Annotated in this window: 25 protein-coding genes; 12 read left to right on the top strand and 13 right to left on the bottom strand. The window is 69.9% G+C overall.

Annotation, left to right across the window (positions count from 1 at the left end):
• Positions 1-25: 25 nt before the first annotated feature.
• The 3 genes from YWM_RS0107615 to YWM_RS0107605 all read right to left on the bottom strand — a co-directional run bounded on the left by YWM_RS0107615 (position 26) and on the right by YWM_RS0107605 (position 2,276).
• A complete protein-coding gene (locus tag YWM_RS0107615) occupies positions 26-703 on the bottom strand; it encodes a uracil-DNA glycosylase (RefSeq protein WP_028850224.1) in 678 nt (225 codons plus the stop codon).
• 76 nt (positions 704-779) lie between these two features.
• On the bottom strand, positions 780-1,250 hold the full coding sequence (locus tag YWM_RS0107610; protein WP_028850223.1) for a GNAT family N-acetyltransferase: 471 nt from the start codon (positions 1,248-1,250) through the stop codon (positions 780-782).
• Positions 1,251-1,298: 48 nt separating this feature from the next.
• Positions 1,299-2,276 carry a thiamine-phosphate kinase gene (locus YWM_RS0107605; RefSeq protein ID WP_028850222.1) on the bottom strand — a complete coding sequence of 326 codons (978 nt, stop codon included), beginning with the start codon at positions 2,274-2,276 and terminating at the stop codon, positions 1,299-1,301.
• A 147-nt stretch (positions 2,277-2,423) separates the two neighbouring features.
• Between YWM_RS0107605 and YWM_RS0107600 the strand changes: the two genes are divergently transcribed.
• Both YWM_RS0107600 and YWM_RS0107595 read left to right on the top strand, forming a co-directional pair.
• Complete coding sequence (locus YWM_RS0107600; protein ID WP_028850221.1) at positions 2,424-2,657, top strand: Lrp/AsnC family transcriptional regulator; 234 nt, start codon at positions 2,424-2,426, stop codon at positions 2,655-2,657.
• Between the two features lie 26 nt (positions 2,658-2,683).
• Entirely contained in the window at positions 2,684-3,238 is a 555-nt protein-coding gene (locus tag YWM_RS0107595; RefSeq protein ID WP_052344659.1) for a DUF3515 domain-containing protein, read from the top strand.
• Positions 3,239-3,240: 2 nt separating this feature from the next.
• Here YWM_RS0107595 and YWM_RS0107590 read toward each other — a convergent pair whose 3' ends face one another.
• Together YWM_RS0107590 and pdxR are read right to left on the bottom strand one after the other, a co-directional pair.
• Positions 3,241-4,374, bottom strand: coding sequence for a D-alanine--D-alanine ligase family protein (locus YWM_RS0107590; protein ID WP_052344658.1), 1,134 nt, complete (start codon positions 4,372-4,374; stop codon positions 3,241-3,243).
• A gap of 21 nt (positions 4,375-4,395) precedes the next feature.
• Complete coding sequence (gene pdxR / locus YWM_RS0107585; protein WP_028850218.1) at positions 4,396-5,808, bottom strand: MocR-like pyridoxine biosynthesis transcription factor PdxR; 1,413 nt, start codon at positions 5,806-5,808, stop codon at positions 4,396-4,398.
• A gap of 82 nt (positions 5,809-5,890) precedes the next feature.
• Between pdxR and YWM_RS22600 the strand changes: the two genes are divergently transcribed.
• Entirely contained in the window at positions 5,891-6,589 is a 699-nt protein-coding gene (locus YWM_RS22600; protein WP_052344657.1) for a pyridoxamine 5'-phosphate oxidase family protein, read from the top strand.
• Here the strand turns inward: YWM_RS22600 and YWM_RS0107575 are convergent.
• The 3 genes from YWM_RS0107575 to YWM_RS0107565 all read right to left on the bottom strand — a co-directional run bounded on the left by YWM_RS0107575 (position 6,544) and on the right by YWM_RS0107565 (position 9,134).
• Positions 6,544-7,029: a cysteine dioxygenase gene (locus YWM_RS0107575; RefSeq protein WP_028850217.1), complete on the bottom strand. Its 486-nt coding sequence runs from the start codon at positions 7,027-7,029 to the stop codon at positions 6,544-6,546. The genes YWM_RS22600 and YWM_RS0107575 overlap by 46 nt on opposite strands.
• A gap of 367 nt (positions 7,030-7,396) precedes the next feature.
• Positions 7,397-8,416, bottom strand: coding sequence for an NAD(P)H-dependent glycerol-3-phosphate dehydrogenase (locus YWM_RS0107570; RefSeq protein ID WP_028850216.1), 1,020 nt, complete (start codon positions 8,414-8,416; stop codon positions 7,397-7,399).
• The gene (locus tag YWM_RS0107565) at positions 8,409-9,134 is read right to left on the bottom strand and encodes a lysophospholipid acyltransferase family protein (RefSeq protein ID WP_028850215.1); all 726 of its coding nucleotides are present in this window, start codon (positions 9,132-9,134) and stop codon (positions 8,409-8,411) included. Before YWM_RS0107565 ends, YWM_RS0107570 begins: the two co-directional genes overlap by 8 nt.
• A gap of 54 nt (positions 9,135-9,188) precedes the next feature.
• On the opposite strand from YWM_RS0107565, the gene cofC reads away from it, so the two are divergent.
• From cofC to YWM_RS0107550, 3 genes are all read left to right on the top strand, one after another.
• Positions 9,189-9,827 (top strand): 2-phospho-L-lactate guanylyltransferase, encoded by a 639-nt coding sequence (cofC, locus tag YWM_RS26585; protein ID WP_342664934.1) that lies wholly within the window; start codon positions 9,189-9,191, stop codon positions 9,825-9,827.
• Positions 9,828-9,974: 147 nt separating this feature from the next.
• Complete coding sequence (locus YWM_RS22595) at positions 9,975-12,122, top strand: RNA degradosome polyphosphate kinase (RefSeq protein WP_052344656.1); 2,148 nt, start codon at positions 9,975-9,977, stop codon at positions 12,120-12,122.
• Positions 12,123-12,134: 12 nt separating this feature from the next.
• Positions 12,135-13,049 carry an NUDIX hydrolase gene (locus YWM_RS0107550; protein WP_245565957.1) on the top strand — a complete coding sequence of 305 codons (915 nt, stop codon included), beginning with the start codon at positions 12,135-12,137 and terminating at the stop codon, positions 13,047-13,049.
• Here YWM_RS0107550 and leuD read toward each other — a convergent pair whose 3' ends face one another.
• A complete protein-coding gene (gene leuD, locus YWM_RS0107545) occupies positions 13,050-13,643 on the bottom strand; it encodes a 3-isopropylmalate dehydratase small subunit (RefSeq protein ID WP_028850212.1) in 594 nt (197 codons plus the stop codon).
• A gap of 16 nt (positions 13,644-13,659) precedes the next feature.
• Complete coding sequence (gene leuC, locus YWM_RS0107540) at positions 13,660-15,060, bottom strand: 3-isopropylmalate dehydratase large subunit (protein WP_156914692.1); 1,401 nt, start codon at positions 15,058-15,060, stop codon at positions 13,660-13,662.
• A 58-nt stretch (positions 15,061-15,118) separates the two neighbouring features.
• Between leuC and YWM_RS0107535 the strand changes: the two genes are divergently transcribed.
• From YWM_RS0107535 to YWM_RS0107525, 3 genes are all read left to right on the top strand, one after another.
• Positions 15,119-15,838 carry an IclR family transcriptional regulator gene (locus tag YWM_RS0107535; protein WP_052344654.1) on the top strand — a complete coding sequence of 240 codons (720 nt, stop codon included), beginning with the start codon at positions 15,119-15,121 and terminating at the stop codon, positions 15,836-15,838.
• Between the two features lie 87 nt (positions 15,839-15,925).
• On the top strand, positions 15,926-16,546 hold the full coding sequence (locus YWM_RS0107530; protein WP_028850209.1) for an L-threonylcarbamoyladenylate synthase: 621 nt from the start codon (positions 15,926-15,928) through the stop codon (positions 16,544-16,546).
• Positions 16,547-16,549: 3 nt separating this feature from the next.
• Positions 16,550-20,113: a hydantoinase B/oxoprolinase family protein gene (locus YWM_RS0107525; RefSeq protein WP_028850208.1), complete on the top strand. Its 3,564-nt coding sequence runs from the start codon at positions 16,550-16,552 to the stop codon at positions 20,111-20,113.
• Between the two features lie 313 nt (positions 20,114-20,426).
• On the opposite strand, the gene YWM_RS0107520 is transcribed toward YWM_RS0107525, so the two are convergent.
• Positions 20,427-21,107 (bottom strand): M15 family metallopeptidase, encoded by a 681-nt coding sequence (locus YWM_RS0107520; RefSeq protein WP_169720969.1) that lies wholly within the window; start codon positions 21,105-21,107, stop codon positions 20,427-20,429.
• Between the two features lie 231 nt (positions 21,108-21,338).
• On the opposite strand from YWM_RS0107520, the gene YWM_RS0107515 reads away from it, so the two are divergent.
• Positions 21,339-22,133: a hypothetical protein gene (locus tag YWM_RS0107515; RefSeq protein ID WP_156914691.1), complete on the top strand. Its 795-nt coding sequence runs from the start codon at positions 21,339-21,341 to the stop codon at positions 22,131-22,133.
• Between the two features lie 53 nt (positions 22,134-22,186).
• Here YWM_RS0107515 and YWM_RS0107510 read toward each other — a convergent pair whose 3' ends face one another.
• Positions 22,187-23,725: a glycerol-3-phosphate dehydrogenase/oxidase gene (locus YWM_RS0107510; RefSeq protein WP_028850205.1), complete on the bottom strand. Its 1,539-nt coding sequence runs from the start codon at positions 23,723-23,725 to the stop codon at positions 22,187-22,189.
• Positions 23,722-24,300 (bottom strand): TetR/AcrR family transcriptional regulator, encoded by a 579-nt coding sequence (locus tag YWM_RS0107505; protein WP_043660073.1) that lies wholly within the window; start codon positions 24,298-24,300, stop codon positions 23,722-23,724. Before YWM_RS0107505 ends, YWM_RS0107510 begins: the two co-directional genes overlap by 4 nt.
• Positions 24,301-24,353: 53 nt before the next feature.
• Here YWM_RS0107505 and YWM_RS26580 point away from each other — a divergent pair, with 53 nt between their 5' ends.
• Positions 24,354-25,934, top strand: a complete 1,581-nt coding sequence (locus YWM_RS26580; protein ID WP_043660164.1) for an FAD-binding oxidoreductase — start codon at positions 24,354-24,356, stop codon at positions 25,932-25,934.
• Positions 25,931-26,836 carry a diacylglycerol kinase gene (locus YWM_RS0107495; RefSeq protein WP_028850202.1) on the top strand — a complete coding sequence of 302 codons (906 nt, stop codon included), beginning with the start codon at positions 25,931-25,933 and terminating at the stop codon, positions 26,834-26,836. Before YWM_RS26580 ends, YWM_RS0107495 begins: the two co-directional genes overlap by 4 nt.
• Positions 26,837-26,853 lie beyond the last annotated feature (17 nt).

The raw sequence follows: 26,853 nt of genomic DNA, 5'->3' as shown, positions 1-26,853 counted from the left end.
TTGTTGTGTCCGGGCCCGGCAGCCCTCAGGGCAGCTTCCAGTCGATCGGCTCCGCGCCCTGGGCGATCAACATCTCGTTGGCCCTGGAGAACGGCCGGGAGCCGAAGAACCCGTTGCGCGCCGACAGCGGGCTCGGGTGCACCGACTCGATGCACCGCTCGGCCCCGATCAACGGCTTGAGCTGGCGTGCGTTGCTGCCCCACAGGATGGCCACCAGCGGCTTCGGGCGCGCGGCCAGCGCGCGGATGGCCTGCTCGGTGATCTCCTCCCAGCCCTTGCCCTTGTGCGAGTTCGGCGCACCGGGGCGGACCGTCAGCGCCCTGTTCAGCAGCAGCACACCGCGCTCGGCCCACGGCGTCAGGTCGCCGTTGGACGGCATCGGGTGACCGAGGTCGTCGCAGTACTCGGTGAAGATGTTGACCAAGCTCTTGGGCAGCGGCCGCACGTCCGGGGCGACGGCGAAACACAGGCCGATCGGATGCCCGGGCGTCGGATACGGGTCCTGCCCGACGATGAGCACCCGCACGTCGTCGAACGGCTGTTGGAAAGCACGCAGGACGTTGGGGCCGGCAGGCAGATAGGTACGCCCGGCGGCGATCTCCGCGCGGAGGAAGTCCCCCATCGCGGCGATGCGGTCCTCCACCGGGGCCAGCGCCTTGGCCCACCCGGCTTCGACGATTTCGGACAGCGGTCGTGGTGGCATGGCTCGAAAGCCTAGCCAGGTCCCACCGCCCGGCCGCACCGTCCCCGGGATGGAGCAAGCCGCTCGGGGCCGGCCGTCAGAGCACCTTGCCGAAGCAGCGCGACCCGGGTTCGTGGCGATAGACGCCGAACTTCGGGATCGGCTCGTACCCCATCGACGTGTACAACGCGATGGCCTCCGGCTGCCTGTCGCCGGTCTCCAGCACCATGCGCCGCCGCCCGGCCGCCTTGGCGCTGCGCTCGAGTGCGACCACCATCGCGCGGGCCAGCCCTTTGCCCCGCATCGCTGCCGAGACGTACAACCGCTTCATCTCCGCGTCGCCGGGCTGGAACTGCGGCTGCGGGCCGTCGTGTGCCCGCCATCCGCCCGACGCCACCGGATCACCGTCGACGTACCCGACCGCGAAGTAGCCCCGCGGCGGCGCGAAATCCGCGGGATCGACCGGGGTGGCGTCCTCGTCGCCGTAGCGGTTGACGTACTCCTGCTGCACCTCGGCGATCAGCTTCTGCGCGTCCGGATGGTCGTAAGCCAAGGGAACGATCTGCACACTGCGAGCGTAACCGGCGCGGGAAAGCGAATTTGTTCCGCGAGCTGGTCAACGCCGCCAGTGCTGCCATCCGGTGTCGGTCACTTCGTAGGTGTCGCCGTCCACGGTGACCTCGGGCTGTTCGCCTGCCTCCAGCACGGTCCCGATCGCCCGCCACCCGGCGGGCAACGTCACATCCGGCGGGAACGTCGCCGCCAGTGCGTGGTCCTCACCGCCGGTGAGCACCCAGTCCAGCGGCTCGGCGCCCAGCGCCGCCCCGACCTCGGTCAGCCGCTGGTCGACCACCAGCCTGCCCGCCCTCACGTCGATCGACACCTCGGAAGCCTTGGCGATGTGTTCGAGATCGCCGAGCAGGCCGTCCGACACGTCGATCATCGCGGTTGCCCCGGCGACGGCGGCGCGCGGACCGTCCTCGTACGGCGGCTCGGGCCAGCGCTGCGCGTTGACCACGCCGACCGGTGACCGGAATCCCCTGCCCAGCACGGCCAGGCCTGCGGCCGCCCAGCCGAGCCTTCCGGCCACGGCGAGCACGTCTCCCGGCCGGGCACCCGAGCGCGTCACCGGTTCCCGGCCTTCCAGGTCGCCCAGCGCCGTGATGCTGATGACGATCTCATCCGCCGCCACGACGTCACCGCCGACCAAGCCCGCGCCCGCCCGTTCGGCCTCCTCGCCCATCCCGCGCGCCAGGTCCAGAGCGACTTGCGCGGGGGTGGACGCGGGGCATGCCAGACCGACCAACACCGACGTCGGCCGTGCCCCCATCGCGGCGACGTCCGCCAAATTGACCGCTACCGCCTTCCGGCCGACCTGTTCCGCTGTCGACCAGTCCAGCCGGAAGTGCACGCCCTGCACCAGAACATCGGTCGTGGCGACCACGCGACCATCGGGCGTGCTCACCACCGCGGCGTCGTCGCCGGGCCCGAGCTGCGTCGTCGACGGCTGTCGACGGCCCGCCACCACGGCGCCGATCAGCGAGAATTCGCCCATGTCGGCGACCGTTCGTCCGCCGGGGCTGCGCTGCTGCACCGTAACCTCCTTCTATGCCAAACAGTCGGACATCCGAGTGCTGGACGTAGTCCGACTGCGGTAGGTTTTTCTGGGCCGGACGACGTCGGGTGACGCCGCCGGCCCTATTGGACCTGAATCGCAACGCTGCTGACGAAGGGGCGCGCCGTGGTCAACGCATACATCCTGATTCAGACCGAAGTCGGTAAAGCAGCCTCGGTGGCCGCCGAGATCGCGAACATCCCCGGTGTGACCAGCTCCGAGGACGTCACCGGCCCCTACGACGTCATCGTGCGCGCCGAGGCGGAGAACGTGGATGAACTGGGGCAACTGGTCGTCGCTAAGGTACAGAACGTCAACGGCATCACGCGGACACTGACCTGCCCCGTGGTGCACCTGTAAGCCCAGTCCCCTACCGAAAGCCCGCGGTGAGCCAAGCACCGGAGACGGAGTCGAATCCCTCAGCCGAGTCCGCGTTGCCGCCGCGGCCGGTCCTCGTCGCCGCCGCGGCGCTGTCGCTGGCACTCGTCGTCGCGGTGGCCGTCCTGGGGCTGACGCTCGGCGGCGAGGAACCACCGGCGCGTGAGGTGGAGCCGCTGCCCCTGGCCGCGGTGGCTGCGCCCAAGGCCGGGTCGCCGGAGTGCGCCCGGTTGATGGACGAGCTGCCGGATGCGCTGAAGTCCTCAGGCACCACGCTGCCGCGCAGGCAACTCGCCGATCCCGCACCGGAGGCGGCGGCCGCTTGGGGCGAGCAAGACCCGGTCGTGCTGCGCTGCGGTGTCGGCAAGCCCGCGGAGCTGAAGCCGACGTCGAAGCTCGTGGTCGTCGACGACGTGCGGTGGTTTCCGGTGCAGGATGCGGGCACCAGCACGTGGTACCTGGTCGGCAAGCCGGTGACGGTCGCGGTGACCCTGCCCGGCGACGCGGGCACCGGCGTCATGCAGGACTTGAGCAAGGCCGTCGCCGCGGCCATGCCGAACTGAGGTCAGCGCAGCCCGGTGCCGTGCGCCAACGCTGTTTCGATCAGCGTGGTGAGCAGCGTGGTGTAGTCGATGCCGGTGACCTCCCACATCTTCGGGTAGGCCGACGTGGTGGTGAACCCGGGCATCGTGTTCAGCTCGTTGATCGTCAGCGTGCCGTCGGAGCTGACGAAGAAGTCCACCCGTGCCAGGCCGGCGCAGTCCAGCGCCTGGAACGCGCGCACCGCCATGGCCCGCAGGCGTTCGATGACGTGGTCGTCCAGCTTGGCCGGGATGTCCAGCTCGGCGGCCTCGCCCAGGTACTTGGTCTCGAAGTCGTACCAGGCGTCGTCGTCCTCGGCGAGGACGCGGATCTCGGCGGGGAGCGACGCCTCGATGCGGCCGTCCGGGAACTGCAGCACGCCACACTCCACCTCACGGCCGACGATGGCGGCTTCGACCAGCACCTTCGGGTCGGTCTGCCGGGCCAGCGCGATCGCATCGTCCAGCTGGCCCCAGTCGGTCACCCGGCTGATGCCCACCGACGAGCCGGCGCGCGCCGGCTTGACGAACACCGGCAACCCGAGACGCTGCCGGTCGGCCTCCGGCAGGGTGGTCGCGCCGCGTGGCACCACGGCGTACTCCCCGATCGGCAGGCCTTCCGCGGCCAGCAGCTTCTTGGCGAACACCTTGTCCATGGACGCCGCGCTGGCCAGCACTCCGGAGCCGACGTAGGGGATGTCGGCCATTTCCAGCAAGCCCTGGATGGTGCCGTCCTCACCGAACGCGCCGTGCAGCACCGGGAACACCACGTCCACCCCCGCCAGGGCTTCGGTCTCGTTCCCGTCCAGCTTGACCAGATCCCGCCGCGTGGCGTCGCCGGCCAGGATGACGTCGGTGCCACTGCCGCTGGTGACCTGGGGCAGTTCCCGGCCCCGGATGCGCAGCGCCTCGGCGTCGGTGGACGGGAGCAGCCAGCCGCCTTCCGGCGTGATCCCGATCGGCACGATCTCGAACCGGTCGGTGTCCAGGTGGCCGAGGATGCTGCCCGCGGACACACAGGAGATGGTGTGCTCGGTGCTGCGCCCGCCGAAGATCACGGCCACGCGGATCTTGCGGCGGCCCGATCGGTCAAGCGCCCGGCTGGGTGGTTGTGCCATAGTCGGTGACCCTACCGCGCGTCACCCGGAATCGGACGTGCCACTCGGCCTTCGAAAGACCTCGATCAACGTCGGGATCGCTGCGTGCAGCTCCGCCCGCGAACATCCGGCGTAGCCGATGGCCACGCCGAACGCGGTCGGTTCGGCGGCGAAGTGCCGCGCAAGACCGTCCAGCAGGATCCCGTGTCCGGCCGCAGCGGCCAGCAGTTCCTTCTCCTGCGCGGGGGACGCGAGCGGCACCACCAGGTGGGCGCCCGCGTCGTCGCCGAGCACCGGGATGCCCGCTTCGGTCAGCGCCTCGGTCAGCCATTGCCGCCGTTCCGACAGCTCGCGCCGGACCCGGCGGAGGTGCCTGCCCAGGTCGCCGTTGCGCGCGAAGGCGGTGAAGACGCGCTGGCCCGCGGGAGACGGCCGGGTTCCGGTGCGGTCCCGGTAGGCCAGGACGGCTTCGGCCACCCGCGGAGGTGCAACCATCCAGCCGACGCCGAGCGTGGGGGTGAGGATCTTGCTGGTGGTGCCGAGGTGCACGACGACGTCCGGCGCCAGCGCCGCCAGTACAGGTAGCGGGGCCACGTCGAAGCGCAGCTCGCCGTCGTAGTCGTCCTCGATGATCAGGAACCCGTCTGACCTGGCGCGTTCCACCAGTGCGACCCGGCGGGCCGCGCTCATCCGCGTGCCCAGCGGGTACTGGTGCGCCGGAGAGCAGTAGACCGCCGCGACATCGCCGATCTCGTCGACCCGCACCCCGTCGGAGTCCACGCCGAGCGGGACCACCCGCACCCCGGCCGACCGCAATGCTTGCACGGCCCGCTGATAGCCGGGCTCTTCGACCGCGACGGTGTCCCCGGGTTGCAGCACACCGAAGGCAAGCTCGGCGACCGCAGCGGTGGTGCCCGCCGTGGCCAGGACCGCCGACGGTGCGGCGTTGAGCCCACGGTGGCGCAGCAGAAGTTCGCTGATGGCCGCTCGGTAGTCGGTCAGGCCGGCGCGATCGGTGTGCTGCGACGGGGGCTCGTCGGAGGCCGCTCGCCACGCGCGGCGCCACGCCGATCGTTCGATCCCCTCCGCCCACGGCATGCCGGGAACCAACTCGAGCAGACCGGAGTCGGCCTCGGCGTCCGGTTCGACGTTCGTGTGCTGCGGCTGCCCGGACGGCGGCGTCGTGGTGACGTAGGTGCCCGAACCGTGGCGGCCGACGATCCACCCCTCGGCGTGCAGCTGCTCGTACGCGGCCGCCGTCACCGTGCGGCTCACGCCGAGGCGACTGGCGAGAGCCCTGGTCGACGGGAGCCGGTCGCCGCCGCGCAGGTGGCCCGACGACGCCGCGGTCCGCAACGCGTCCGCGAGCTGGACAGCCAGCGGCGTCTTCGATTCCCGATCCAGCGTCACCGGCAGGGTGGTCTCGCCCCGACTGCCCAATGCGGATTCCGTCATCACACTCTCCCAGAAGTGGACATCAGGAATTCTTGCATATTGGACATTTCACGAGGCCACTGCCTCGGTCAGGCTCGAAGACATGTCCGCACCACCGTTGTCATCGACCCCCCGGAGCACCCCGAACCGCACGAAACACCGCACGGTGACCGACCGCGCCGCACTGTACGAAGTGCTCGACGCCGGCCTGATCTGCCATCTCGGCATCGTGCTGGATTCCTCGCCCGTCGTGCTGCCGACCAGCTACGGCCGGGAAGGCGACCTGCTGTACCTGCACGGCTCGACCGGAGCGCGCAGCTTGCGGGCGGCCAGCGACGGCGTCGACGCGTGCGTCACGGTGACCCATCTCGACGGGATCGTCTACGCGCGCAGCCTGTACCACCACTCGATGAACTACCGCTCGGCCGTCATTCACGGGACCGCCACGGCCGTCACCGAGCCGGAAGCCAAACTGCACGGTCTACGGGTCATCACCGAGCACCTGTCCCCGGGCTCCTGGGACTACGCGCGGGAGCCCGACAAGAAGGAATTGGCCGCGGTCAGCGTGCTGGCGCTGCCGTTGACCGAAGCGTCCGTCAAGATCAGAGCCACCTATCCGGGTGACGACCAGGAAGACATCGAGGCCAACACCGTCTGGGCGGGCGTCCTGCCACTGGTCACCACGTACGGCGACCCGATCCCGTCACCGGATTTGAAGACGGACCTGCCCGTTCCGCAGCACGTGGCCGACCGGCGCTACCCCACCGACCCGCGGCTGGACGCCTCGGCACGCGCCACGTAGGGCCGGACCGTCCTGCCGCCGTAGCGGTAGACGTGCAGGCTCACCGCCGGGTCGGCGCTGCGGTTGCTGACCTGGTGGGCGTAGCCGGGCCCGAACGCGCGGGTCTGGCCCGCTTGCAGCACGTTGACCTCGGGCCCGGCGTCCTGCACCGCGTTCGGCCGCAGGACCACCTCGGTCAGCTCGCCGTGCACCACCGTGAACGCACCGCTGGTGTCGCCGTGGTCGTGCCGCTGTTCCCCTTGCCCCGGCAGCCAGCTCATCAGCCAGATCTCGTCGGTGTCGGTGCGGTCCACCAGGACCGCGTAGCGCTCGTCGGCGTCGTAACGCAGCAGGTGACGCCAGCGGTCGCGGGACGCGGCGTACGCGACGGCCACTCGGGCCGGGTGGCGCAGGGCGGGCTTTTCCTCAGCGGCAACGGTATTGACCGGGACGGCGAACATCCTGATTCCTCACTCGGGCTGCGGGTCGGACCTGGGCTGGGTCTACCGACAGCGACAACACAGCGCGGCGCACGTCGACCGACGTGGCAGACTCCGGCGCTGGTTCATGCCGCACACACAATCAGCGGCCCGGGTGCCGGTCAACCGGGTCTCACCATGCGGGGCCCGAAGCCCTCGGAAGTGTTGACTTCGGTCCCACAGCCGACTCCGGCGACAGGCCCAGCCGGTTCGCCCGACTCGCCACACCCGATGCATCCGGGGCTCGGGACCCGGTCCAGCTCGGTCGATCTCACCCGCGGTCGGTCCGACGCCGGCGTGCCTGCCGCTCGGCGGTCGGTCCGACGCCGACGTGCCTGCCGCTCGGCGGTCAGCCCCACTCCGACTTGCGCGCCCGCCCCAACAGCTCGGAGGCCAGTTCCACCGGATCCTTGCCGTCGTGGCACACCTGGTGCACGCCCTCGGTCAGCGGCATGTCCACGCCGTGTTGCCTGGCCAGCGCCAAGATGGACGAACACGACTTGACCCCCTCGGCCACCTGACCGCCCGCGTGCGCCTGTGCCTCCTCGAGCGTCTCACCCTTGGCCAGCCGCTCACCGAACGTCCGATTGCGCGACAACGGTGAGGTGCAGGTGGCGACCAGGTCTCCGACCCCGGCCAGGCCCGCGAACGTCAGCGGATCGGCGCCGAGCTTGACGCCCAGCCGCGCGATCTCGGCCAAGCCCCTGGTGATCAACGTGGCCATGGTGTTGGCGCCGTAACCGAGGCCAGCCGCCAGCCCGCAGGCGAGCGCGATGACGTTCTTGCCCGCGCCGCCCAGTTCGCACCCCACCACGTCGACGTTGGTGTACACCCGGAACGTGCCACCCATGCACGCCTTCTGGATCGCCACCGCGCGGTCGTGGTCGGTGCACGCCACCACGGTCGCGGCGGGCTCCCCTTGGGCGATGGGGACCGCGAGGTTCGGACCCGACACCACCACGACCTGCTGCTGCGGGACGCCGGTGACGTCGACGATGACCTCGCTCATCCGCTTGAGCGTGCCGAGCTCGACGCCTTTGGCCAGGCTGACCAGCGGGACACCTTCGGGGATCAGGTCGCGCCAGCGCATCAGGTTCTCGCGCAACGACTGGCTCGGTACCGCGAGCACCACGGCCTGCGCGCCGGCCAGCGCCTCCTCGGCGTCCGCGGTCGCCGCCAGCCGTTCGGGCAGCCGCAGATTCTCCAGATACGCCGAGTTCGTGTGGCGCTCGTTGATCTCCTCGGCCACCTCCCGCCGCCGAGCCCACAACACCACGTCGCGGCCCGCGTCGGCGAGCACCTTGGCGAACGTCGTGCCCCACGAACCCGCGCCGAGGACGGCGATGCGCTGCGGAACCGGCTCAGCCATCGGCGCCCTTGCCGTCCGCCTCGGTGTCCTTGCCCGCCGTCGGCGGCGGTTGTTCACCGCGCAGTTCGCCGAGCAGCCTGGTGACCTCCGCCATCACCATGTCGGTCACCTTGCGGTGCAGCTCCGGCGAGGGCTCCTGCCCCCGGAACGCGGACAGATCGACCGGCTCGCCGACCAGGTAGCGCACCGTCTTGCGGGGGAACAACCGCACCTTGCGGTGGTACAGGTCGAGCATGTCCCTGGTGCCCCACCGCGCGATCGGGATGACCGGCACGTCGTTGGCGAGCGCCAGTTTGGCCACACCCGGATAGGAGTTCTTCGGCCAGCCCTGCGGGTCCTTGGTGATGGTGCCTTCCGGATAGATGACGATCACCTTGCCCTCGCGCAGCGCCTGATGGGCGTCCCGCAGCGCATCGCTCGCCTTCTCCGTCCCGCGGTAGACGGGGATCGACCCGGCGCCGCGCGCCATCCGGCCGAAGATCGGCGCGTCCATCACGCTGGCCTTGGCCAAGAACCGCGGCACCCGGCCCTGCCGGTGGATGAACACCGCATCGAAGACCGGGTCGGCGTGTGAGATGTGGTTCATCGCGATGATCGCTCCGCCGCTGCGCGGGATGCGCTCGGCGTGCTGCGCCTCGTGCCTGGCCAGGTGCGTCAGTGGATAGAAAGCCGTCGCCAGCGCGGCCACCCACGGGCCGCCCTTCTCCCGCTCTACCACCTGCAAGGCCCTCCTCGCGACTCGGTTGCCGACGCTATCAGCGAAGATAGCTGCGTGGCAGTGGCTGTGAACCTCCTGGTCCCGCTGAAGCGGCTGACCGTGGCGAAATCCCGGCTCGCCGAGCGGGCCGACGTGGGCACGGTGCGGTCCGCGCTGGCGCTGGCCATGGCGATGGACACGGTCGCGGCCGCGTTGTCCACGCCCGCGGTCTCCCGGGTGCTGGTCGCCGCCGCGGAGCCGGACGAACTGTCCGCGGTGCGCACGCTCGGCGCCGAGATCGTCTCGGACGGCGGGCAGCCAGGGTTGAACACGGGCTTGCGCCACGTCGCCGAGCAGCTGCGCGCCGACGATCCGGACTGCGTCATCGGCGCCCTGCAGGCGGACCTTCCTGCCCTGCGCGCCGACGAACTCGCCGCGGCCATCGCGGCCGGTGAGTCGCGGCGGGCCTTCTGTGCCGATCGAGCAGGGACCGGGACCACGCTGCTGTTGTCCGCGCCTGGCGAGGAGCTCGAGCCCCACTTCGGGCCGCGTTCGGCCCAGGCTCACGCAGCCTCCGGTGCGATGCCGATCGACCTGCCCGTGCCGACTCTGCGCGCGGACGTCGACACGCCCGAGGACCTGGCCCACGTACAGACGCTGGGGGTCGGTGAACACACCCTGGCTGCGCTGAAGGCCCGCGCCTGGGCTTGCTGATCTCCGCCGGCGCCCCGGAAAGTCGCCACGCCGGCACTCGCGGCCGGGCGTGCCCGATCTCTACCGGCCGGCCGAGCGTGGTGCGATGAACACCTCGTTCATCTCGCGCCGGCCCCGCCCCGTGCCGCATTGGGGAACAATGTCGGTGTGAGTGATGTGACGCGAGCTCCGGCCGGTGAGCAGGGCCGCGCGCCCGCCTCCGGCCCCGCTGCCCCACCTGCGGCCACCCCGGCGCAGCGCGCGACCGAGCTACCGGACGATCGCTATCTGAACCGGGAGATGTCCTGGCTGGATTTCAACGCCCGGGTGCTGGCGTTCGCCGAGGACTCCTCGCAGCCGCTGCTGGAACGCGCGAAGTTCCTGGCCATCTTCGCCACCAACCTGGACGAGTTCTACATGGTGCGGGTGGCCGGGTTGAAGCGGCGCGACGAGACCGGGCTGAGCGTGCGCAGTGCGGACGGCTTGTCGCCCCGCGAACAGCTCGCCTACATCGCCAAGCGGAACCAGGACCTGGTCGCGCGCCAGACGGCGGTGTTCAGTGATCAGGTACGGCCCGCGCTGGACGAGGCGGGGATCCGGTTCGTGCGGTGGGTGGATCTCACCGCCGAGGACCGCGCCCGCCTGTCGCGCTACTTCAGTGACAACATCTTCCCGCTGCTCACGCCGTTGGCCGTGGACCCGGCGCACCCGTTTCCGTACATCTCGGGTCTGTCGCTGAACCTCGCCGTCACGGTCGCGGACCCGGACAGCGGCACCGAACGGTTCGCCCGCGTCAAGATCCCGAACAACGTCTCGCGGCTGATCCGGCTGGATCCGAACAACGGCCCGGAGGCCACCTTCCTGCCCCTCGAGGAGCTCATCGCGGCTCACCTGGACGACTTGTTCACCGGCATGAAGGTGATCGAGCACCACGTCTTCCGGGTCACCCGCAACGCCGACTTCGAGGTGGAGGAAGACCGCGACGAGGACCTGCTGCAGGCACTGGAGCGGGAACTGGCGCAGCGGCGGTTCGGCCCTCCGGTGCGGCTGGAGATCGAGCAGGACATGAGCGAGCACATGCTCGAGCTGCTGCTGCGCGAGCTGGAGGTCGACCCGCACGACGTGGTGTCGGTGCCCGGGCTGATCGACATGACGTGCCTGTTCCAACTCGCCGACCTGGACCGGCCGGACCTGAAGTACGCGCCGTTCGTGCCTGCCACCCATCCGGCGTTCGCCGAGCGGGAGACGCCGCGCAGCGTGTTCTCCACGTTGCGCGAGGGCGACGTGCTGGTGCACCACCCGTACGACTCGTTCTCCACCAGCGTGCAGCGGTTCATCGAGCAAGCGGCCACCGACCCGAAGGTGCTGGCGATCAAGCAGACGCTGTACCGCACGTCGGGTGACTCGCCGATCGTCAACGCGCTGATCGACGCGGCCGAGGAAGGCAAGCAGGTCGTCGCGCTGGTGGAGATCAAGGCACGGTTCGACGAGCAGGCCAACATCGCGTGGGCTCGCACGCTGGAGCGCGCGGGCGTGCACGTGGTCTACGGGCTGGTGGGCCTGAAGACCCACTGCAAGATCGCGATGGTGGTGCGGCAGGAGGGCAACCGCATCCGCCGCTACTGCCACATCGGCACCGGCAACTACAACCCGAAGACGGCGCGGGTGTACGAGGACATCGGCTTGCTCACCGCGGACGACGACGTCGGCGCGGACCTGACCGACCTGTTCAACGTGCTGACCGGCTACTCCCGGCAGGTCAGCTACCGCACCATCCTCACCGCGCCGCACGGCATCCGGCGCGGCATCCTCGACCGGATCGCGCGCGAGATCGAGCTGGCCGGGCAGGGCAAGCAGGCGGGCATCCGGCTCAAACTGAACGCACTGGTCGACGAGCAGATCGTCGACGCGCTGTACCGGGCGTCGCAGGCCGGTGTGCCGGTGGACATCGTGGTGCGCGGGATCTGCGCGCTCAAGCCGGGGGTTCCCGGCCTGAGCGACAACATCCGGGTGCGTTCGATCCTCGGCCGGTTCCTCGAGCACTCGCGGATCATCAACTTCATCGGCGCCGACGAGTACTGGATCGGCAGCGCCGACATGATGCACCGCAACCTGGACCGGCGCATCGAGGTACTGGTCAAGGTGCACGACGCACGGTTGACCGCGCAGCTGGACGACGTGCTGGAGTCCGCGCTGCACCCGTCGACCAGGTGCTGGGTGCTCGGCCCGGACGGGGAATGGACGCCGTCACCGGCCGAGGGCAGCGAAGTGCGCGACCACCAGTTCGAACTACTTGCGGTGCACCGGGGCGGCTGAGCGATGGCGCACGTGGTTCTGCCCCACACCGGATCGGCGGTTCTGGCAGCGGGCGCGGTGCTGTGGCGGCCGCGCGGCGAGGACGGGTTCGAGGTCGCGCTGGTACACCGGCCACGCTACGACGACTGGTCGCTGCCGAAGGGGAAGCTGGACGAGGGCGAGACGATCCCGCTCGCCGCGGCGCGCGAGGTCACCGAGGAGACCGGCAGCGTATGCACCCTCGGGCCGTTTCTGACCCAGGTCGAGTATCCGGTCACCAAGCAGCGCAAGATCGTCTACTACTACGCCGCGCGCGCCGTGGCAGGCGAGTTCGTCCCCAACGAGGAGGTCGACGAACTCCGCTGGTGCACGCCGAAGAAGGCACGCAAGCTGCTGTCCTACGACGCCGACCGCGGAGTGCTGGAGACGTTCCTCGGCCTCGGCGACAACGTGACGACGCTGCTGCTGGTCCGGCACGCGAAGGCAGGCAGCCGGGAAGGGTGGAACGGCGACGACGACCTGCGGCCGCTGACGGCCAACGGTGAGCGCCAGGCGAAGTTCCTGACCAGGCAACTGGCGTTGTTCAAGCCCGACAGGGTCTGTTCGGCGCCCCGGCTGCGCTGTGTGCAGACCGTCCGCGGCGTGGCGGCCGACTCCGACGTGGAGATCGAGTACGAACCGGCTCTTGCCGAGGACCGTTATCGCGACGCTCCACAGGAAGGCCTGGCCCGGCTGAGAGCGATCGCGGCCGCGAGCAACACACCGGTGGTGTGCAGCCAGGGCGGGGTGATCCCAGGACTTGTGGCCGAAGTCTGCGCGCAAGACGGCGTGGACTTCGCCGAGATCCCGGCGAAGAAGGGCTCGACGTGGGTGCTGACGTTCCGCCGCGGTGACGTGCCGCGTTTGGTGGCGGCGCATTACCTGCCGCCGCCACCGAACGGCGACTAGTCAGCGCGCGATGGTGACCGGCTTGTACGACGGCCGGGTCGCCTCGAACGCGCTGATGGCGTCTTCGTGGCGCAGCGTCAGGGCGATGTCGTCCAGACCTTCCAGCAGGCGCCAGCGGGTGTAGTCGTCAATGTCGAACGTGGTGACGAAGTCCTTGCACTGCACGGTCTTCTCGCTCAGATCGACCGTGACCTCGGCGCCCGGCTCGTTCTCCAGCAACTTCCACAGCTGCTCGACGTCCGCCTGCGTGCACTGCGCGGTGACCAGGCCCTGCTTGCCCGCGTTGCCGCGGAAGATGTCGGCGAACCGCGACGAGATCACCACGCGGAAGCCGTAGTCCATCAGGGCCCACACCGCGTGCTCACGCGACGAGCCGGTGCCGAAGTCCGGCCCGGCCACCAACACCGAACCGTTGCGGAACGGTTCCTGGTTGAGCACGAACGACTCGTCGCCACGCCATGCCGCGAACAACCCGTCCTCGAAGCCGGTGCGGGTGACGCGCTTCAGGTAGACCGCGGGGATGATCTGGTCGGTGTCCACATTCGACCGACGCAGCGGGACGCCGACCCCGGTGTGCTTGCTGAACGGTTCCATGCCTGCCTCCCGTGCGTCACAGATCTTCCGGCGACGACAGCGTGCCGCGCACCGCGGTTGCCGCGGCGACCAGCGGCGACACCAGATGGGTGCGGCCGCCCTTGCCCTGCCTGCCTTCGAAGTTGCGGTTCGAGGTCGACGCGCTGCGCTCCCCCGGCTTGAGCTGGTCGGGGTTCATGCCCAGGCACATCGAGCAACCCGCCGCGCGCCACTCGGCGCCCGCCTCGGTGAAGACCTTGTCCAGGCCCTCCTCCTCGGCGGCCTTGCGCACCCGCATCGACCCGGGCACCACCAGCATCCGCACGCCGTCGGCGACCTTGTGTCCGGCCAGCACGTCGGCGGCCGCCCGCAGGTCCTCGATCCGGCCGTTGGTGCACGAGCCGAGGAACACCGTGTCCACCTTGATGTCCCGCAGTGGGGTGCCCGGCTCGAGGTCCATGTAGGCCAGCGCCTTCTCGGCGGCCAGCCGCTCGGTCTCGTCGGCGAAGTCGGCCGGGTTCGGCACCCGCTCGCTCAGCGGCAGGCCCTGGCCCGGGTTGGTGCCCCATGTGACGAACGGCGTCAGCTCGTCGGCGTTCAGCTCGACCTCGGCGTCGAACACCGCGTCGTCGTCGGTGCGCAGCTGGCGCCAGTCCTCCAGCGCCTTGTCCCAGTCGGCGCCCTGCGGAGCGTGCGGGCGGCCCTTGAGGTACTCGAACGTCGTCGCGTCCGGGGCGATCATGCCCGCCCGCGCGCCGGCCTCGATGGACATGTTGCAGATGGTCATCCGCGCTTCCATCGACAGCGCTTCGATGGCCTCGCCGCGGTACTCCAGCACGTAGCCCTGGCCGCCACCGGTGCCGATCTTGGCGATCACCGCCAGGATGATGTCCTTGGCCGTCACGCCGGGGCGCAGCTTGCCGCTGACGTTGATGGCCATCGTCTTGAACGGACGCAGCGGCAGTGTCTGTGTGGCCAGCACGTGCTCGACCTCGGACGTCCCGATACCGAAGGCCATCGCACCGAACGCGCCGTGCGTCGAGGTGTGTGAGTCACCGCAGACCACGGTCATGCCGGGCTGGGTGAGACCGAGCTGCGGGCCGATCACGTGCACGATGCCCTGCTCGTCGTCACCCATCGGGTGCAGCCGGATGCCGAACTCCTGGCAGTTCTTCCGCAGCGTCTCCACCTGAGTCCTCGACACCGGGTCGGCGATCGGCAAGTCGATGCCGGTCGTCGGCACGTTGTGGTCCTCGGTGGCGATGGTCAGGTCGGGCCGCCGCACCTTGCGGCCGGCCAGCCGCAACCCGTCGAACGCCTGCGGGCTGGTCACCTCGTGGACCAGGTGGAGATCGATGTAGAGAAGATCCGGTTCGGCGCCTTCGCCGCGGCGCACCACGTGCGCATCCCAGACCTTCTCCGCGAGTGTCTTTCCCATGGCCGGACCCATTCCCAGTATCTGGACTTCCCAATATTCGGGACGCTAGTATCGCGCTGTGGGACAGGATACCTCGACTGCGCCGACGTCCGGCATCGGCGTCCTCGACAAGGCGGTCGCCGTGCTGCAGGCCGTGGCCACCGAGCCGTGCGGCCTTGCCGAACTCTGCACGCGTACCGGTCTTCCGCGCGCTACCGCGCACCGGTTGGCCGTGGGACTGGAGACACACCGGCTGCTGCGCCGTGGACCGGACGGCCGGTGGCGACCGGGCACCGCGTTGGCCGAGCTCGCAGGCGGGTCGACCGACCCGCTGCTGGACGCGGCGAACTCGGTGCTGCCGAAACTGCGCGACATCACTGGGGAAAGCGTTCAGTTGTACCGGCGCGACGGCATGCAGCGCGTCTGTATCGCCACCGCCGAGCCGCCGAGCGGCTTGCGGGACACCGTTCCGGTCGGTTCCCGCCTGCCGATGACGGCAGGCTCCGGGGCGAAGGTGCTGGCCGCCTGGGCGGATCCGCAGACGCAGCGCACCATCCTGGCCGACGCGATCTTCGGTGAGCGCACGCTGCTGGAGGTCCGCAGGCGCGGCTGGGCGCAGAGCGTCGCGGAGCGCGAGCCGGGCGTGGCGAGCGTGTCCGCCCCGGTCAAGGACTCGTCCGGCAGCGTGGTCGCGGCGGTATCGGTGTCGGGACCGATCGAGCGCATCGGTCGCAAGCCGGGTGTGCGGTGGGCGGCCGATCTGCTGGCTGCGGCCGACGCGTTGACCGAGCGGTTGTGACCGTCGGCCGGGAAAGCATCGGTCGGGCACCGGACACAGCGCCGTGCCTGCGTGTTCACCACCGTGGAGTTGACTACGCTCGCCGGAATGGCGAGGTACTACGACGTGCACCCGGTCAATCCGCAGCCGAGGAGGATCGCCCAGACCGTTGCGACGCTGCGGGACGGCGGCCTCATCGCCTATCCCACGGATTCCTGCTACGCGCTGGGCTGCACCATCGGCAACCGCAAGGGCATGGAGCGGATCAAGGACATCCGCAAACTCGACCATCGTCACCACTACACCCTGGTGTGCCGGGATTTCGCGCAGCTCGGGCAGTTCGTGGTGCTGGACAACCGGGTGTTCCGCGCCATCAAGGCGGCCACGCCGGGTCAGTACACGTTCATCCTGCCCGCCACTCGCGACGTGCCGCGTCAGTTGATGAACGCCAAGAAGCGCACGGTCGGGGTGCGGATCCCGGAGCACCCGGTGGTGCAGTCGCTGCTGGCGGAACTCGGCGAGCCGATGCTGTCCAGCACGCTGCTGTTGCCGGACACCCCGGAGCCGTTGACCCAGGGCTGGGAGATCAAGGAACGGCTGGACCACCTGGTGGACGTGGTGATCGATTCCGGGGAGTGCGGCACCGAACCGACCACGGTGGTCGACTTCTCCAGCGGAGAGCCGGAGATCGTCCGCTACGGAGCTGGTGATCCGAGCAGATTCGAGTGAGGAATGGGCTGGCAGTTCTGGGTCGATCGAGGCGGGACGTTCACCGACATCGTCGCTCGCACACCGGACGGCGACATCCGCACACACAAACTGCTCTCGCAGGATCCGCGCTATCCCGACGCCGCCGTGGCGGGCATTCGGCAACTGCTGGGTGAACACGACAGCTCCGACATCGACGCGGTGCGGATGGGCACCACGGTCGCGACGAACGCCTTGCTGGAGCGCGCGGGCGAACCGACGGTGCTGGTGATCACGCGCGGCTTCGCCGACGCCCTGCGCATCGCGTACCAGAACCGGCCGCGCATCTTCGACCGGCACATCGAGCTGCCCAGCGCGTTGTACTCGCAGGTCATCGAGGTGGACGAACGGATATCCGCCACCGGCGAGGTACTGCGTGAGCCCGACCTGGCAGCACTGGAACCGCAGCTGCGCGCGGCGCACGAGGCGGGATTCCGTGCGATCGCCGTGGCCTGCCTGCACAGTTATCAGTTCCCGGACCACGAGCGCGCGATCGGTGAGCTGGCGCGCAGCATCGGCTTCACCCAGGTCTCGCTGTCGTCGGAGGTCAGCCCGCTGCTCAAGCTGGTCCCGCGCGGCGACACCGCCGTGGTGGATGCGTACCTCTCCCCCGTCCTGCGCCGCTACGTCGACCAGGTGGCCGGCGAACTGCCGGACACCGACCTGCAGTTCATGCAGTCCAACGGCGGACTGACCGAAGCTGGGCACTTCCGCGGCAAGGACGCGATCCTGTCCGGCCCGGCAGGCGGCATCGTGGGCATGGTGCGGATGTCGCAGGCCGCGGGGTTCGACCGGGTCATCGGGTTCGACATGGGCGGCACCTCGACCGACGTCTCGCACTACGGCGGCGAGTTCGAGCGCGTGTTCACCACCGTGGTCGGCGGTGTCCGACTGCGTGCGCCGATGCTGGACATCCACACCGTCGCGGCGGGCGGCGGCTCGATCCTGCACTTCGACGGCAGCCGCTACCGGGTCGGACCGGACTCGGCGGGCGCGGACCCTGGTCCGGCGTGCTACCGGCGTGGCGGGCCACTGACCGTCACCGACGCCAACGTGATGCTGGGCCGGATCCAGCCCGACCACTTCCCGCGGGTGTTCGGCTCGAACGGGGACGAACCACTCGACACGACGATCGTCCGGAAGCGATTCGCCGAGCTCGCGGCCGAGATCCGCCAGGCGACCGGAGATGACCGCACACCCGAGGAGGTCGCCGAGGGATTCCGGCGGATCGCCGTGGCCAACATGGCCAACGCGGTCAAGAAGATCTCCGTGCAGAAGGGGCACGACGTCACCGGCTACGCCCTGACGACGTTCGGCGGCGCCGGCGGGCAGCACGCCTGCGCCGTGGCGGACGCCCTCGGGATCCGGACCGTGTTGGTCCCGCCGCTCCCCGGTGTGCTGTCCGCGCTGGGCATCGGGCTGGCCGATCTGACGGCGATGCGGCAACGATCCGTCGAGGTCGAGGTCGACGACGAGGGCGCGGCCCGAGCGGCCGAGGTAGCCGACGAGTTGGCGAGTGAAGCCGTCGCAGAGCTGGGGGTGGAGACCGACGTCGAGGTCGCTCGGCGCGCGCACCTGCGCTACGACGGCACGGACACCACGGTGGCCGTGGAGTTGGGCTCCGCGGCAGCGATGACCGAGGAGTTCGAGCGCCTGCACAAAGCACAGTTCTCGTTCCTCATGCGCAGGCCGCTGATCGTCGAGGCGGTGTCGGTCGAAGCCACCGCACGCTCTCGGCCCGCGCCCCTGCCGACCGTGGACCGGACGGAACCGAGCGGGCCGATCGGGTCGGTCAAGCTGTACGCCGACGGCTGGCACGAGGCGCAGTTGTTCGACCGGGAATCGCTGGCTGTCGGGCAACGCATCGAGGGCCCGGCGATCATCACCGAGGCGAACAGCACCACGGTGGTCGATCCCGGCTGGCGAGCGCGGTGCGTCGAGCAGGGGCACCTGGTCATCGAGCGCGCGCAGGCACACGAGACGGCGGAGGTGACCACCGAGGCCGATCCGGTCCTGCTGGAGATCTTCAACAACCTGTTCATGTCGATCGCCGAGCAGATGGGTGTGGCGCTGGAGTCCACCGCACAGTCGGTGAACATCAAGGAGCGGATGGACTTCTCGTGCGCGTTGTTCGATCCCGACGGACACCTGATCGCCAACGCGCCACACATCCCGGTCCACCTCGGGTCGATGGGCACCAGCGTGCAGGAAGTAATCCGACGCCGGGCCGGCGACATGCGCCCGGGTGACGTGTACGCCGTGAACGACCCCTACCACGGTGGCACGCACCTCCCGGACGTCACGGTGATCACGCCGGTGTTCGCCTCCGACGACCCGGACGCCCCCGGGGACATCCTGTTCTACGTCGCCTCGCGCGGGCACCATGCCGAGATCGGTGGCCTGACCCCGGGGTCGATGCCCGCAACCAGCACGCACATCGACCACGAGGGCGTGCTGTTCGACAACTGGCTGCTGGCCCGCGACGGGGAGTTCCGGGAGCGACCGACCCGCGAGCTGCTCACCTCCGCCCGCTACCCGAGCCGGAACCCGGACACCAACCTCGCCGACCTGCGAGCCCAGATCGCGGCGAACGCGAAGGGGGTCGCCGAGGTTCGGAACATGATCGAACACTTCGGGCTCGACGTGGTGCAGGCGTACATGCGGCACGTGCAGGACAACGCCGAGGAGGCCGTCCGGCGGGTGATCGACCGCTTGCAGGACGGCGAGTACCACTACGAGCTCGACTCGGGAGCGGTCATCGCCGTCCGGGTCGGTGTCGACCGGGAGAATCGCACCGCGGAGATCGACTTCACCGGCACCAGCCCGCAGCTGACCAGCAACTTCAACGCACCGTCGGCCGTGGTGAAGGCGGCCGTGTTGTACGTGTTCCGCACCCTGGTGGCCGACGACATCCCGCTCAACGACGGATGTCTGCGGCCGCTGAAGGTGATCATCCCGCCGGGCAGCATGCTCTCGCCGGAGTACCCGGCCGCGGTCGTGGCGGGCAACGTGGAGACGTCCCAGGCGATCACCGGCGCGCTCTACGCCGCGTTGCAGGTGCAGGCCGAAGGCTCCGGGACGATGAACAACGTGACCTTCGGCAACCAGCGTCACCAGTACTACGAGACGCTGGCATCGGGCTCGGGCGCGGGACCGGGCTATCCGGGCGCCGACGCCGTGCAGACCCACATGACGAATTCCCGGCTGACCGATCCCGAGGTCCTCGAGCACCGGCTGCCGGTCCTTGTCGAGAGCTTCGCCATCCGTCGCGGCTCGGGCGGGGCGGGCCAGTGGCGCGGCGGGGACGGCGTCGTCCGCAAGCTGAAGTTCACCGAACCGGTCACGGTCAGCACGCTGTCCGGGCACCGCCGGGTACCGCCGTACGGGATGGCCGGGGGTGCGCCGGGGGCGCTGGGTCGCAACTACGTCGAGCGGGTCGACGGGTCGGTCGAGGAGCTGCCGGGGTGCGGGTCGGCCGACCTCGACCCCGGCGACGTGCTGGTGATCGAAACGCCGGGTGGCGGCGGATACGGCGAGCCTGCCGACTGAGGCGTGCCCCGGCCTGGGCACGGCCCGCCGGCTGTCGGGGCCCCGGCCTGGGCGCGCGGCGGCCGACCCACCTCCGCAGGCGCGGCCCGCCGACTGACGGGCTCCCACCAGGGCGCGGCGCCGACCGCCGACTGACCTGCCGCCCACCTGGGCGCGGCCCGCCGACTGACGGACACCCACCAGGGCGCGGCGCCGACCGCCGACTGACCTGCCGCCCACCTGGGCGCGGCCCGCCGGCTGACGGACACCCACCAGGGCGCGGCGCCGATCGACGCGCCTCCGGGCTCAGGCGAGCCCGGAGGCCCCGACGGCACTACTCCTCGGGAATCTCGAAGTGCTGGTAGTCGATCGGGGAGGTCCAGTGGCCGCCCCACTCGAAGCCCGCCCGCGCGAACGCGCGCACCACGATGTCACCGTCGACGATCATGCCGGGCCGGACGTCGTCCCGATCCAGATACTCCCGGCCCGCCTCGGGCAGCACCAGGTCTCCGCTGACGTACGGGTTCTCGATCGTGTTGATGTCGATCGCCTTGCCGTAGGAATGAACCGAGAACTCGCCACCGCCGGTCTTCTCCCGGCAGTTGAACGACGAGCTGTTGTCGGCCTCCATGGACGCATCGTCGTCCCCGCCGTAGTGCTCGATGCGCTCCATCCGGCGGATCGGGAACTTGTGGTAGTAGAGGTGCCGGAAGACCTTCACCACGTCCTTGGCGACATCCTTGTGCACCACCAGCTCGCCGTCGTGCGAGCGGCCGTCGAAGCCGTAGTGGTTCATCGAGATCAGTCGCAGATCCTCAATGGGCACCGGGCAGCCGGGATGCCACGACACGCCCGTCATCTCCTCGGCCAGCTCCGGGCTGATCCGTTCGATCTTGGCGCGGAACGGCGGTCGCCAGCCGGCCTCGTCGGCCGACGCCGGTGCCGCCGCGAGCGTGCCGGCCAGCACCGCGGCAGCCGCCATGGCCAAGCCGGAAATCCATGCGCGCTTACCCATCGTTGCTCCCCTCTGGTGTGAGCTTCTGGCTGTGCACCAGATGCAGGCGGCCGATCGTAGCCAGCACGCTGCGCAGCGGGCTAGCTCCGCACGGTCGACGTTGCCGGGTCATTTCAGGAGATTTCGCCAAAACGGTCACGAAACTCGTTCGCGCCCCTTACGATCACCTCGCATCGATCATCTGCGAGCCCGGCCCGTGGGGTTCGCACCATGACATTTGAGGGGAAATCTGTGCGTCGAACTCGAACGCTCATCGCCGCGAGCGCGGCGATCGTGGCCACGGTCGGCGGCATCACCGTCGCCTCGGCGACGGCCGAGCCAGCCACCAAGACCGAGGCGGTCGTCAGCGCTCCCGCGCCGGAATCGGGGGATGTGAGCACCGCCGAGACGGCTGATGTCGTCACCGAGAAGGAGACCGCCAAGAAGGCCGACGCGGCCGCGGTCAAGACCAAGATCGTCTGGACCAAGCGCAACACCTGGGTCACCTACGGCAAGAAGGCCGTGCTGGAGGGCCAGGTGCAGGTCTCGCAGGGGGCGCTGCCCGGTGTCGAGGTCGTGCTGTTCGCGCGGAACAGCACGGCCAAGCCGTGGACGCGGATCGACTCGATGAAGACCAGCACCAAGACGGGTCTGTTCCGCTTCTACCGGACGCCGCCGCGTAACTACTACTTCGGCGTGGCCTTCGCGGGCTCGGGCAACTACGAGCCGGCGGCCGGGTACGCCAAGGTGGGTGTGCGTCGCAAGCTCTCGCCGAGCAAGATGTCGCGCATCTCCAGCACCAAGTTCAAGTACTTCGGCTCGGTCAAGCCGGGTGGCAAGGGCACCCAGATCAAGCTGCAGTACAAGCGGTGCGCCAGCTGCGGCTACAAGTACGCCAAGTACACCCGGGCCAACGCCAACGGCACGTGGAAGTTCGAGCTGGCCGCGCCGCCGCGGGGCAACACGTACTACTACCGGGCCTACTCGCCGTCGTCGTCGAGCTACATGGCCGGCTACGCCAGCGAGTGGCGCATCAGCAGCTGGTAGTTCCTCCAGCACCCAGGAGCCGTCGACCCGACCGGTCGGCGGCTCCTGTCGTTTCAGCCGATCGCTTCGATGATCTTCCGCACCGCGGGCAGCGCCCGTTCGGCGTCCGCGTCGACCAGCCCGATCCGCGTCCGACGATGAAGCACGTCGTCGGCATCCAACGCACCCTCGTGCCGGACGGCGTACTCCACCTCAGCGCGCGTCACGTCGACGCCGCCCGCGATGGGCGCGAGCGGATCGGACACCGTCGCCGAATCCACGACCGACACCGCGGCTCCCCCGTGCCTGCGGACCAGCGACGCGGGTAGCTCGGCAAGCGCGGGTTGCGAGGCCGGGTGTCCCGGGGCACCGACCAACGGCAGTCGCGTGGTGCGGCAGCGATCGGCCGATCCCTCCGGCAGCTGGGTCACCGCGGCGTCCACCGCGTCCTCCGCCATTCGCCGGTAGGTGGTGAGCTTGCCGCCGACCACCGTGATCACCCCGGACGGTGAACGCAGCACGGCGTGCTTGCGGCTCAGGTCGGCGGTGGAGTCGTCGTCGTTCGATTCGATCAACGGGCGCAGGCCGGCGAACTTGCCCACGACGTCGTCGACGCTCAGCGCGCTGTCCAGTGCCGAGTTGACCACGTCCAACAAGAACGACACCTCGTCGTCGGTGGGCTCCGGAACGTCGGGGACCGGGCCGGGCGCTTCGACGTCGGTCAACCCGACGATCACCCGACCCAGCTGCTGCGGGAGCGCGAACACGTACCGGCTCACCGAGCCCGGCACCGGCACGGTGAGCGCTCCGCGCGGATTGCCCAGGGTTTCCGCGGGCACGACCAGATGCGTGCCACGACTCGGACGCAGGCGAACGCTCGGGTCGACCGTCCCCGCCCACACACCGGTCGCGTTGATGACCGCTCGGGCGCGCACGGTCAGCGTCTCGCCGGACAAGGCGTCGGTGAGCACCGCGGACTTCCCGGTCACCTCGCTCGCGCGAACCCTGGTCAGAATCGACGCACCGTGCTCGGCCGCGGTTCGGGCGATGGCCACGACCAGACGCGCGTCGTCCACGAGCTGCCCGTCGTAAGCGAGCAGACCGCCGCGCAGGCCCCTGCGCCGCACAGCGGGCACCAGGCCGGTCGTCTCTCCGGGAGCGATACGCCGCGGCCTGGGCAGCACCGACGACGGCGTCCGGGCGACCGATCGCAGCGCATCACCGGCACGAAAACCCAGGTGGACGAGCATTTCCTGGCGACGGCCGATCCTCGGCAGCAGCGGCACGACCTGCGGCAAGGCGCGGATCAGATGCGGAGCCGTCCTGGTCATCAGGACGCCGCGTTCGATCGCGCTCTCCCGCGCGACCCCGACCCGTCCGGAGGCCAGATACCGCAGCCCGCCGTGCGCCAGCTTGGAGCTCCACCGGCTGGTGCCGAAGGCCAGATCTCGCGACTCCACCAACACGGTCCGCAGACCTCGGGTGGCCGCGTCGAGCGCCACTCCCGCGCCGGTGACACCTCCCCCGATCACCAGGACGTCCACTTCCGGACGGTCGCCCAGTGCGATCAGGTCGGCCCGGCGGCGGGCGACGTTCAGCGAGGAATCAGTCATGGCTCGAGATACCGGTTCAGTGCGTGGGACAGTTCTCGGCGCCAGACGTCCTCCGGCACCAGTGCGCTCACCGTGCGATAGGACTGCACGGTCGTCTCGGCGATCACCATGACCATCGTGGCCAGTTCCAGCGCCTCGCCGTCGCGGACCGACCCGGTGGCTTGCGCCTCGCGGATCCGGCCGTGCAGCTCGCGCAGCAAACCCTGCTGGCTGGTGCCGAGACGCTCGAGGAAGTACTTGCGATACACCTCCGGATCCGTGCGCAGCAGCAGTCCGAGGACCGGGTGATCACGCACGCGCTCGGCGATCTCCACGACACCGGCGACCAAGGACTCGCGATCCGGCCCGGCGGGTACGACGGCCTGCTGGATCCGCCGGACCTCCCGGGTGAGCAAGGCGGCGATGATCGCGCGCACGTCCGGCCAGCGCCGGTAGATGGTCGGACGGGAAACCCCGGCGCGCCGGGCGATCTCGGCGATCTGCGTGCGCGCAACGCCCCCGTACTGGATGAGCTCCGCGGCCGCGTCCAGGATCGCGTCGTCGGTGCTGCGCTGGGCGGCGTTACGACTTGACATGATGTGTAAGACTGACACGCATGATGGCGGATCCGCAAGTGCCCGTCCCGCCCATGAAATGGGACGCCTGGGGCGATGAGGCCAAGGCCAAGCCGCTTTCCGACAACATCCGTGCACTGTTGCAGCAGGCGCTCGGAGTGTCGGCGGACGAAGTAGCCGGACCGGACAGGTCCGAGGTGGTACTGCAGCCATCGGCACTCGGCGACGACGACCTGCGCGCATTGCGCGACGTGGTCGGGGACGGCAACGTCTCGCGTGCGGACGCCGACCGGCTTCCCCGGGCAGGCGGGAAGTCGACGTTGGACCTGCTGCGCCGCAAGAGCCGTACACCCCAGGCCGCGCCGGACGCGGTCGTCCTGCCCGGCAACGACGACGAAGTGGCTGCGTTGCTTCAGGTGTGCAGCCGGCGGCGAATCGCCGTCGTCCCGTTCGGCGGTGGCACCAGCGTGGTCGGCGGGCTCGACCCGGTTCGGGAGAAGTTCTCCGCGGTCGTCAGTCTCGACCTGCGCCGCTTCGACCAGCTCGAGTCACTGGACGAGGTGTCCGGCGAAGCGGTGCTCGGGGCGGGTCTGCCCGGACCGAAGGCCGAGGAACTGCTGGCTGCTCGCGGGTTCGAGCTCGGCCACTATCCGCAGAGCTTTCAGTACGCCACCATCGGCGGATTCGCCGCGACGCGCTCCTCGGGCCAGGATTCCTCCGGTTACGGACGTTTCGACGACATGGTGTGCGGCCTGCGTGTGGTCACCCCGTCCGGCAAGCTCGAGCTGGGTCGCGCGCCTGCGTCCGCGGCCGGGCCGGACCTTCGCGATCTGTTCCTGGGTTCGGAAGGCACGCTCGGCGTGATCACCGCAGTCCGCCTGCGGGTGCACCGGCTGCCCGAGGTCAAGCGGTTCGAAGCGTGGCGATTCGACGATTTCGACACCGGCGCCGCCGCCCTGCGTGCGGTGGCGCAGCTGGGCACGCAGCCGACGGTCATCCGGCTGTCCGACGAGGCGGAGACCGGCGTCAACCTGGCCATGACGGACAAGATCGGTGGCGAGCAGGTGACCGGCGGATGCCTGGCCGTCACCGTCTTCGAAGGCACCGAACAGCAGGTGGCGGCGCGGCATGAGCTGACCAGCGCGGTGCTGCGCGAAGCGGGCGGCACCTCGCTCGGGCCCGAGCCCGCGCAAGCCTGGGAACACGGCCGCTTCGACGCGCCTTACCTGCGTGACTCCCTGCTGGCGGCCGGCGCCCTGTGCGAGACGTTGGAGACGGCGACCAGCTGGTCGAACGCCGCCACGCTGAAAGCGGCCGTCACGTCGGCCTTGCAGTCGGCATTGGCCGAGACCGGCACCCGGTCGCTGGTCCTGTGCCACATCTCGCACATCTACCCCACCGGTTGCTCGCTGTACTTCACCGTGGTGGCCGCCCAACGCGGAGACGCTGTGGCGCAATGGCAGCAGGTCAAGCGCGCGGTCAGCGACGCGATCATGGCCAACGGCGGCACCATCACCCACCACCACGCGGTGGGCGTCGACCACCGACCCTGGATGACCGACGAGGTCGGCGAACTGGGCGTGCGCGTCCTGCGTGCGGTGAAGAACGAGCTCGACCCGCACGGCATCCTCAACCCTGGGAAGCTCATCCCGTGAGCGGCATCGAGTCGGTGGTCGTGCTGACCAACCCCGCGGCCGGCGTCGGCCAGGCGGACAGGTCGGCACGGCGCGCGGTCGACAGGCTGCGAGCCCGCGGGCTCGATGTCGTGGACGTCGCGGGCAACGACCCACACGACGCGGTGCGGATCGCCAGGACCGCGCTCGAAAAACAGCCCGACGCGCTCGTGGTGGTCGGTGGCGACGGCATGATCCGCCTGGCCATTCAAGTCATGGCCGGGCAGGACGTCCCGCTCGGCGTCATCCCCGCAGGCACCGGCAACGACGTCGCCAGGGAGTTCGGACTGCCGCGCAACGCGCCGGAAGCGGCCGCCGACGTCATCGCCGACGGACACAGCGCCCCGATCGATCTCGGCCGCATCACCACGGCGGACGGCGAGCGGAAGTACTTCGCCACGATCATGGCGACCGGCTTCGATTCGCTGGTCAACGACCGGGCCAACCGGATGCGCTGGCCACGTGGGAAGTCCCGGTACACCGTGGCGATGCTCGCCGAGCTGGCCGGCCTACGACCGTTGCCGTTCCGGCTCGAGCTGGCCGACGGCACGGTCGTCGAACGCGACCTGACCCTGGCCGCAATCGCCAACACCCGCAGCTACGGCGGCGGCATGCGGATCAGTCCGGACGCCGATCCCACCGACGGGCTGCTCGACATCACGCTCGTCGCCACCATGGCCAGGTCGAAGCTCGTGCGCTTCTTCCCCAGCGTCTTCAGCGGCAAGCACGTGCGGCACGACGAGGTCGAGCTACTCCGCGCGCGCAGCGTGCGGGTCGCTTGTCCCGGCATCAACGCTTATGCCGACGGCGACTTCGTCTCGGCGCTGCCCGTGCAGGTCGACGTGCTCGACGCGGGGCTGCGCTTGCTGATGCCGAGCCGTTGATCAACATCTCGAGAGCA

Origin of the sequence: Thermocrispum municipale DSM 44069, assembly GCF_000427825.1 — a bacterium.
GTDB classification, from domain to species: domain Bacteria; phylum Actinomycetota; class Actinomycetes; order Mycobacteriales; family Pseudonocardiaceae; genus Thermocrispum; species Thermocrispum municipale.
This window is presented reverse-complemented; position numbering and strand designations above follow the sequence as displayed.

Excerpts from the sequence above, each read along its gene's own strand:
- YWM_RS0107615 (WP_028850224.1), bottom strand. The coding sequence starts at position 703 with ATGCCACCACGACCGCTGTCCGAAATCGTCGAAGCCGGGTGGGCCAAG.
- YWM_RS0107590 (WP_052344658.1), bottom strand. The coding sequence starts at position 4,374 with ATGGCACAACCACCCAGCCGGGCGCTTGACCGATCGGGCCGCCGCAAG.
- pdxR (WP_028850218.1), bottom strand. The coding sequence starts at position 5,808 with ATGACGGAATCCGCATTGGGCAGTCGGGGCGAGACCACCCTGCCGGTG.
- YWM_RS22600 (WP_052344657.1), top strand. The coding sequence starts at position 5,891 with ATGTCCGCACCACCGTTGTCATCGACCCCCCGGAGCACCCCGAACCGC.
- YWM_RS0107575 (WP_028850217.1), bottom strand. The coding sequence starts at position 7,029 with ATGTTCGCCGTCCCGGTCAATACCGTTGCCGCTGAGGAAAAGCCCGCC.
- YWM_RS0107570 (WP_028850216.1), bottom strand. The coding sequence starts at position 8,416 with ATGGCTGAGCCGGTTCCGCAGCGCATCGCCGTCCTCGGCGCGGGTTCG.
- leuD (WP_028850212.1), bottom strand. The coding sequence starts at position 13,643 with ATGGAACCGTTCAGCAAGCACACCGGGGTCGGCGTCCCGCTGCGTCGG.
- leuC (WP_156914692.1), bottom strand. The coding sequence starts at position 15,060 with ATGGGAAAGACACTCGCGGAGAAGGTCTGGGATGCGCACGTGGTGCGC.
- YWM_RS0107530 (WP_028850209.1), top strand. The coding sequence starts at position 15,926 with ATGGCGAGGTACTACGACGTGCACCCGGTCAATCCGCAGCCGAGGAGG.
- YWM_RS0107525 (WP_028850208.1), top strand. The coding sequence starts at position 16,550 with ATGGGCTGGCAGTTCTGGGTCGATCGAGGCGGGACGTTCACCGACATC.
- YWM_RS0107520 (WP_169720969.1), bottom strand. The coding sequence starts at position 21,107 with ATGGGTAAGCGCGCATGGATTTCCGGCTTGGCCATGGCGGCTGCCGCG.
- YWM_RS0107510 (WP_028850205.1), bottom strand. The coding sequence starts at position 23,725 with ATGACTGATTCCTCGCTGAACGTCGCCCGCCGCCGGGCCGACCTGATC.
- YWM_RS0107505 (WP_043660073.1), bottom strand. The coding sequence starts at position 24,300 with ATGTCAAGTCGTAACGCCGCCCAGCGCAGCACCGACGACGCGATCCTG.
- YWM_RS26580 (WP_043660164.1), top strand. The coding sequence starts at position 24,354 with ATGAAATGGGACGCCTGGGGCGATGAGGCCAAGGCCAAGCCGCTTTCC.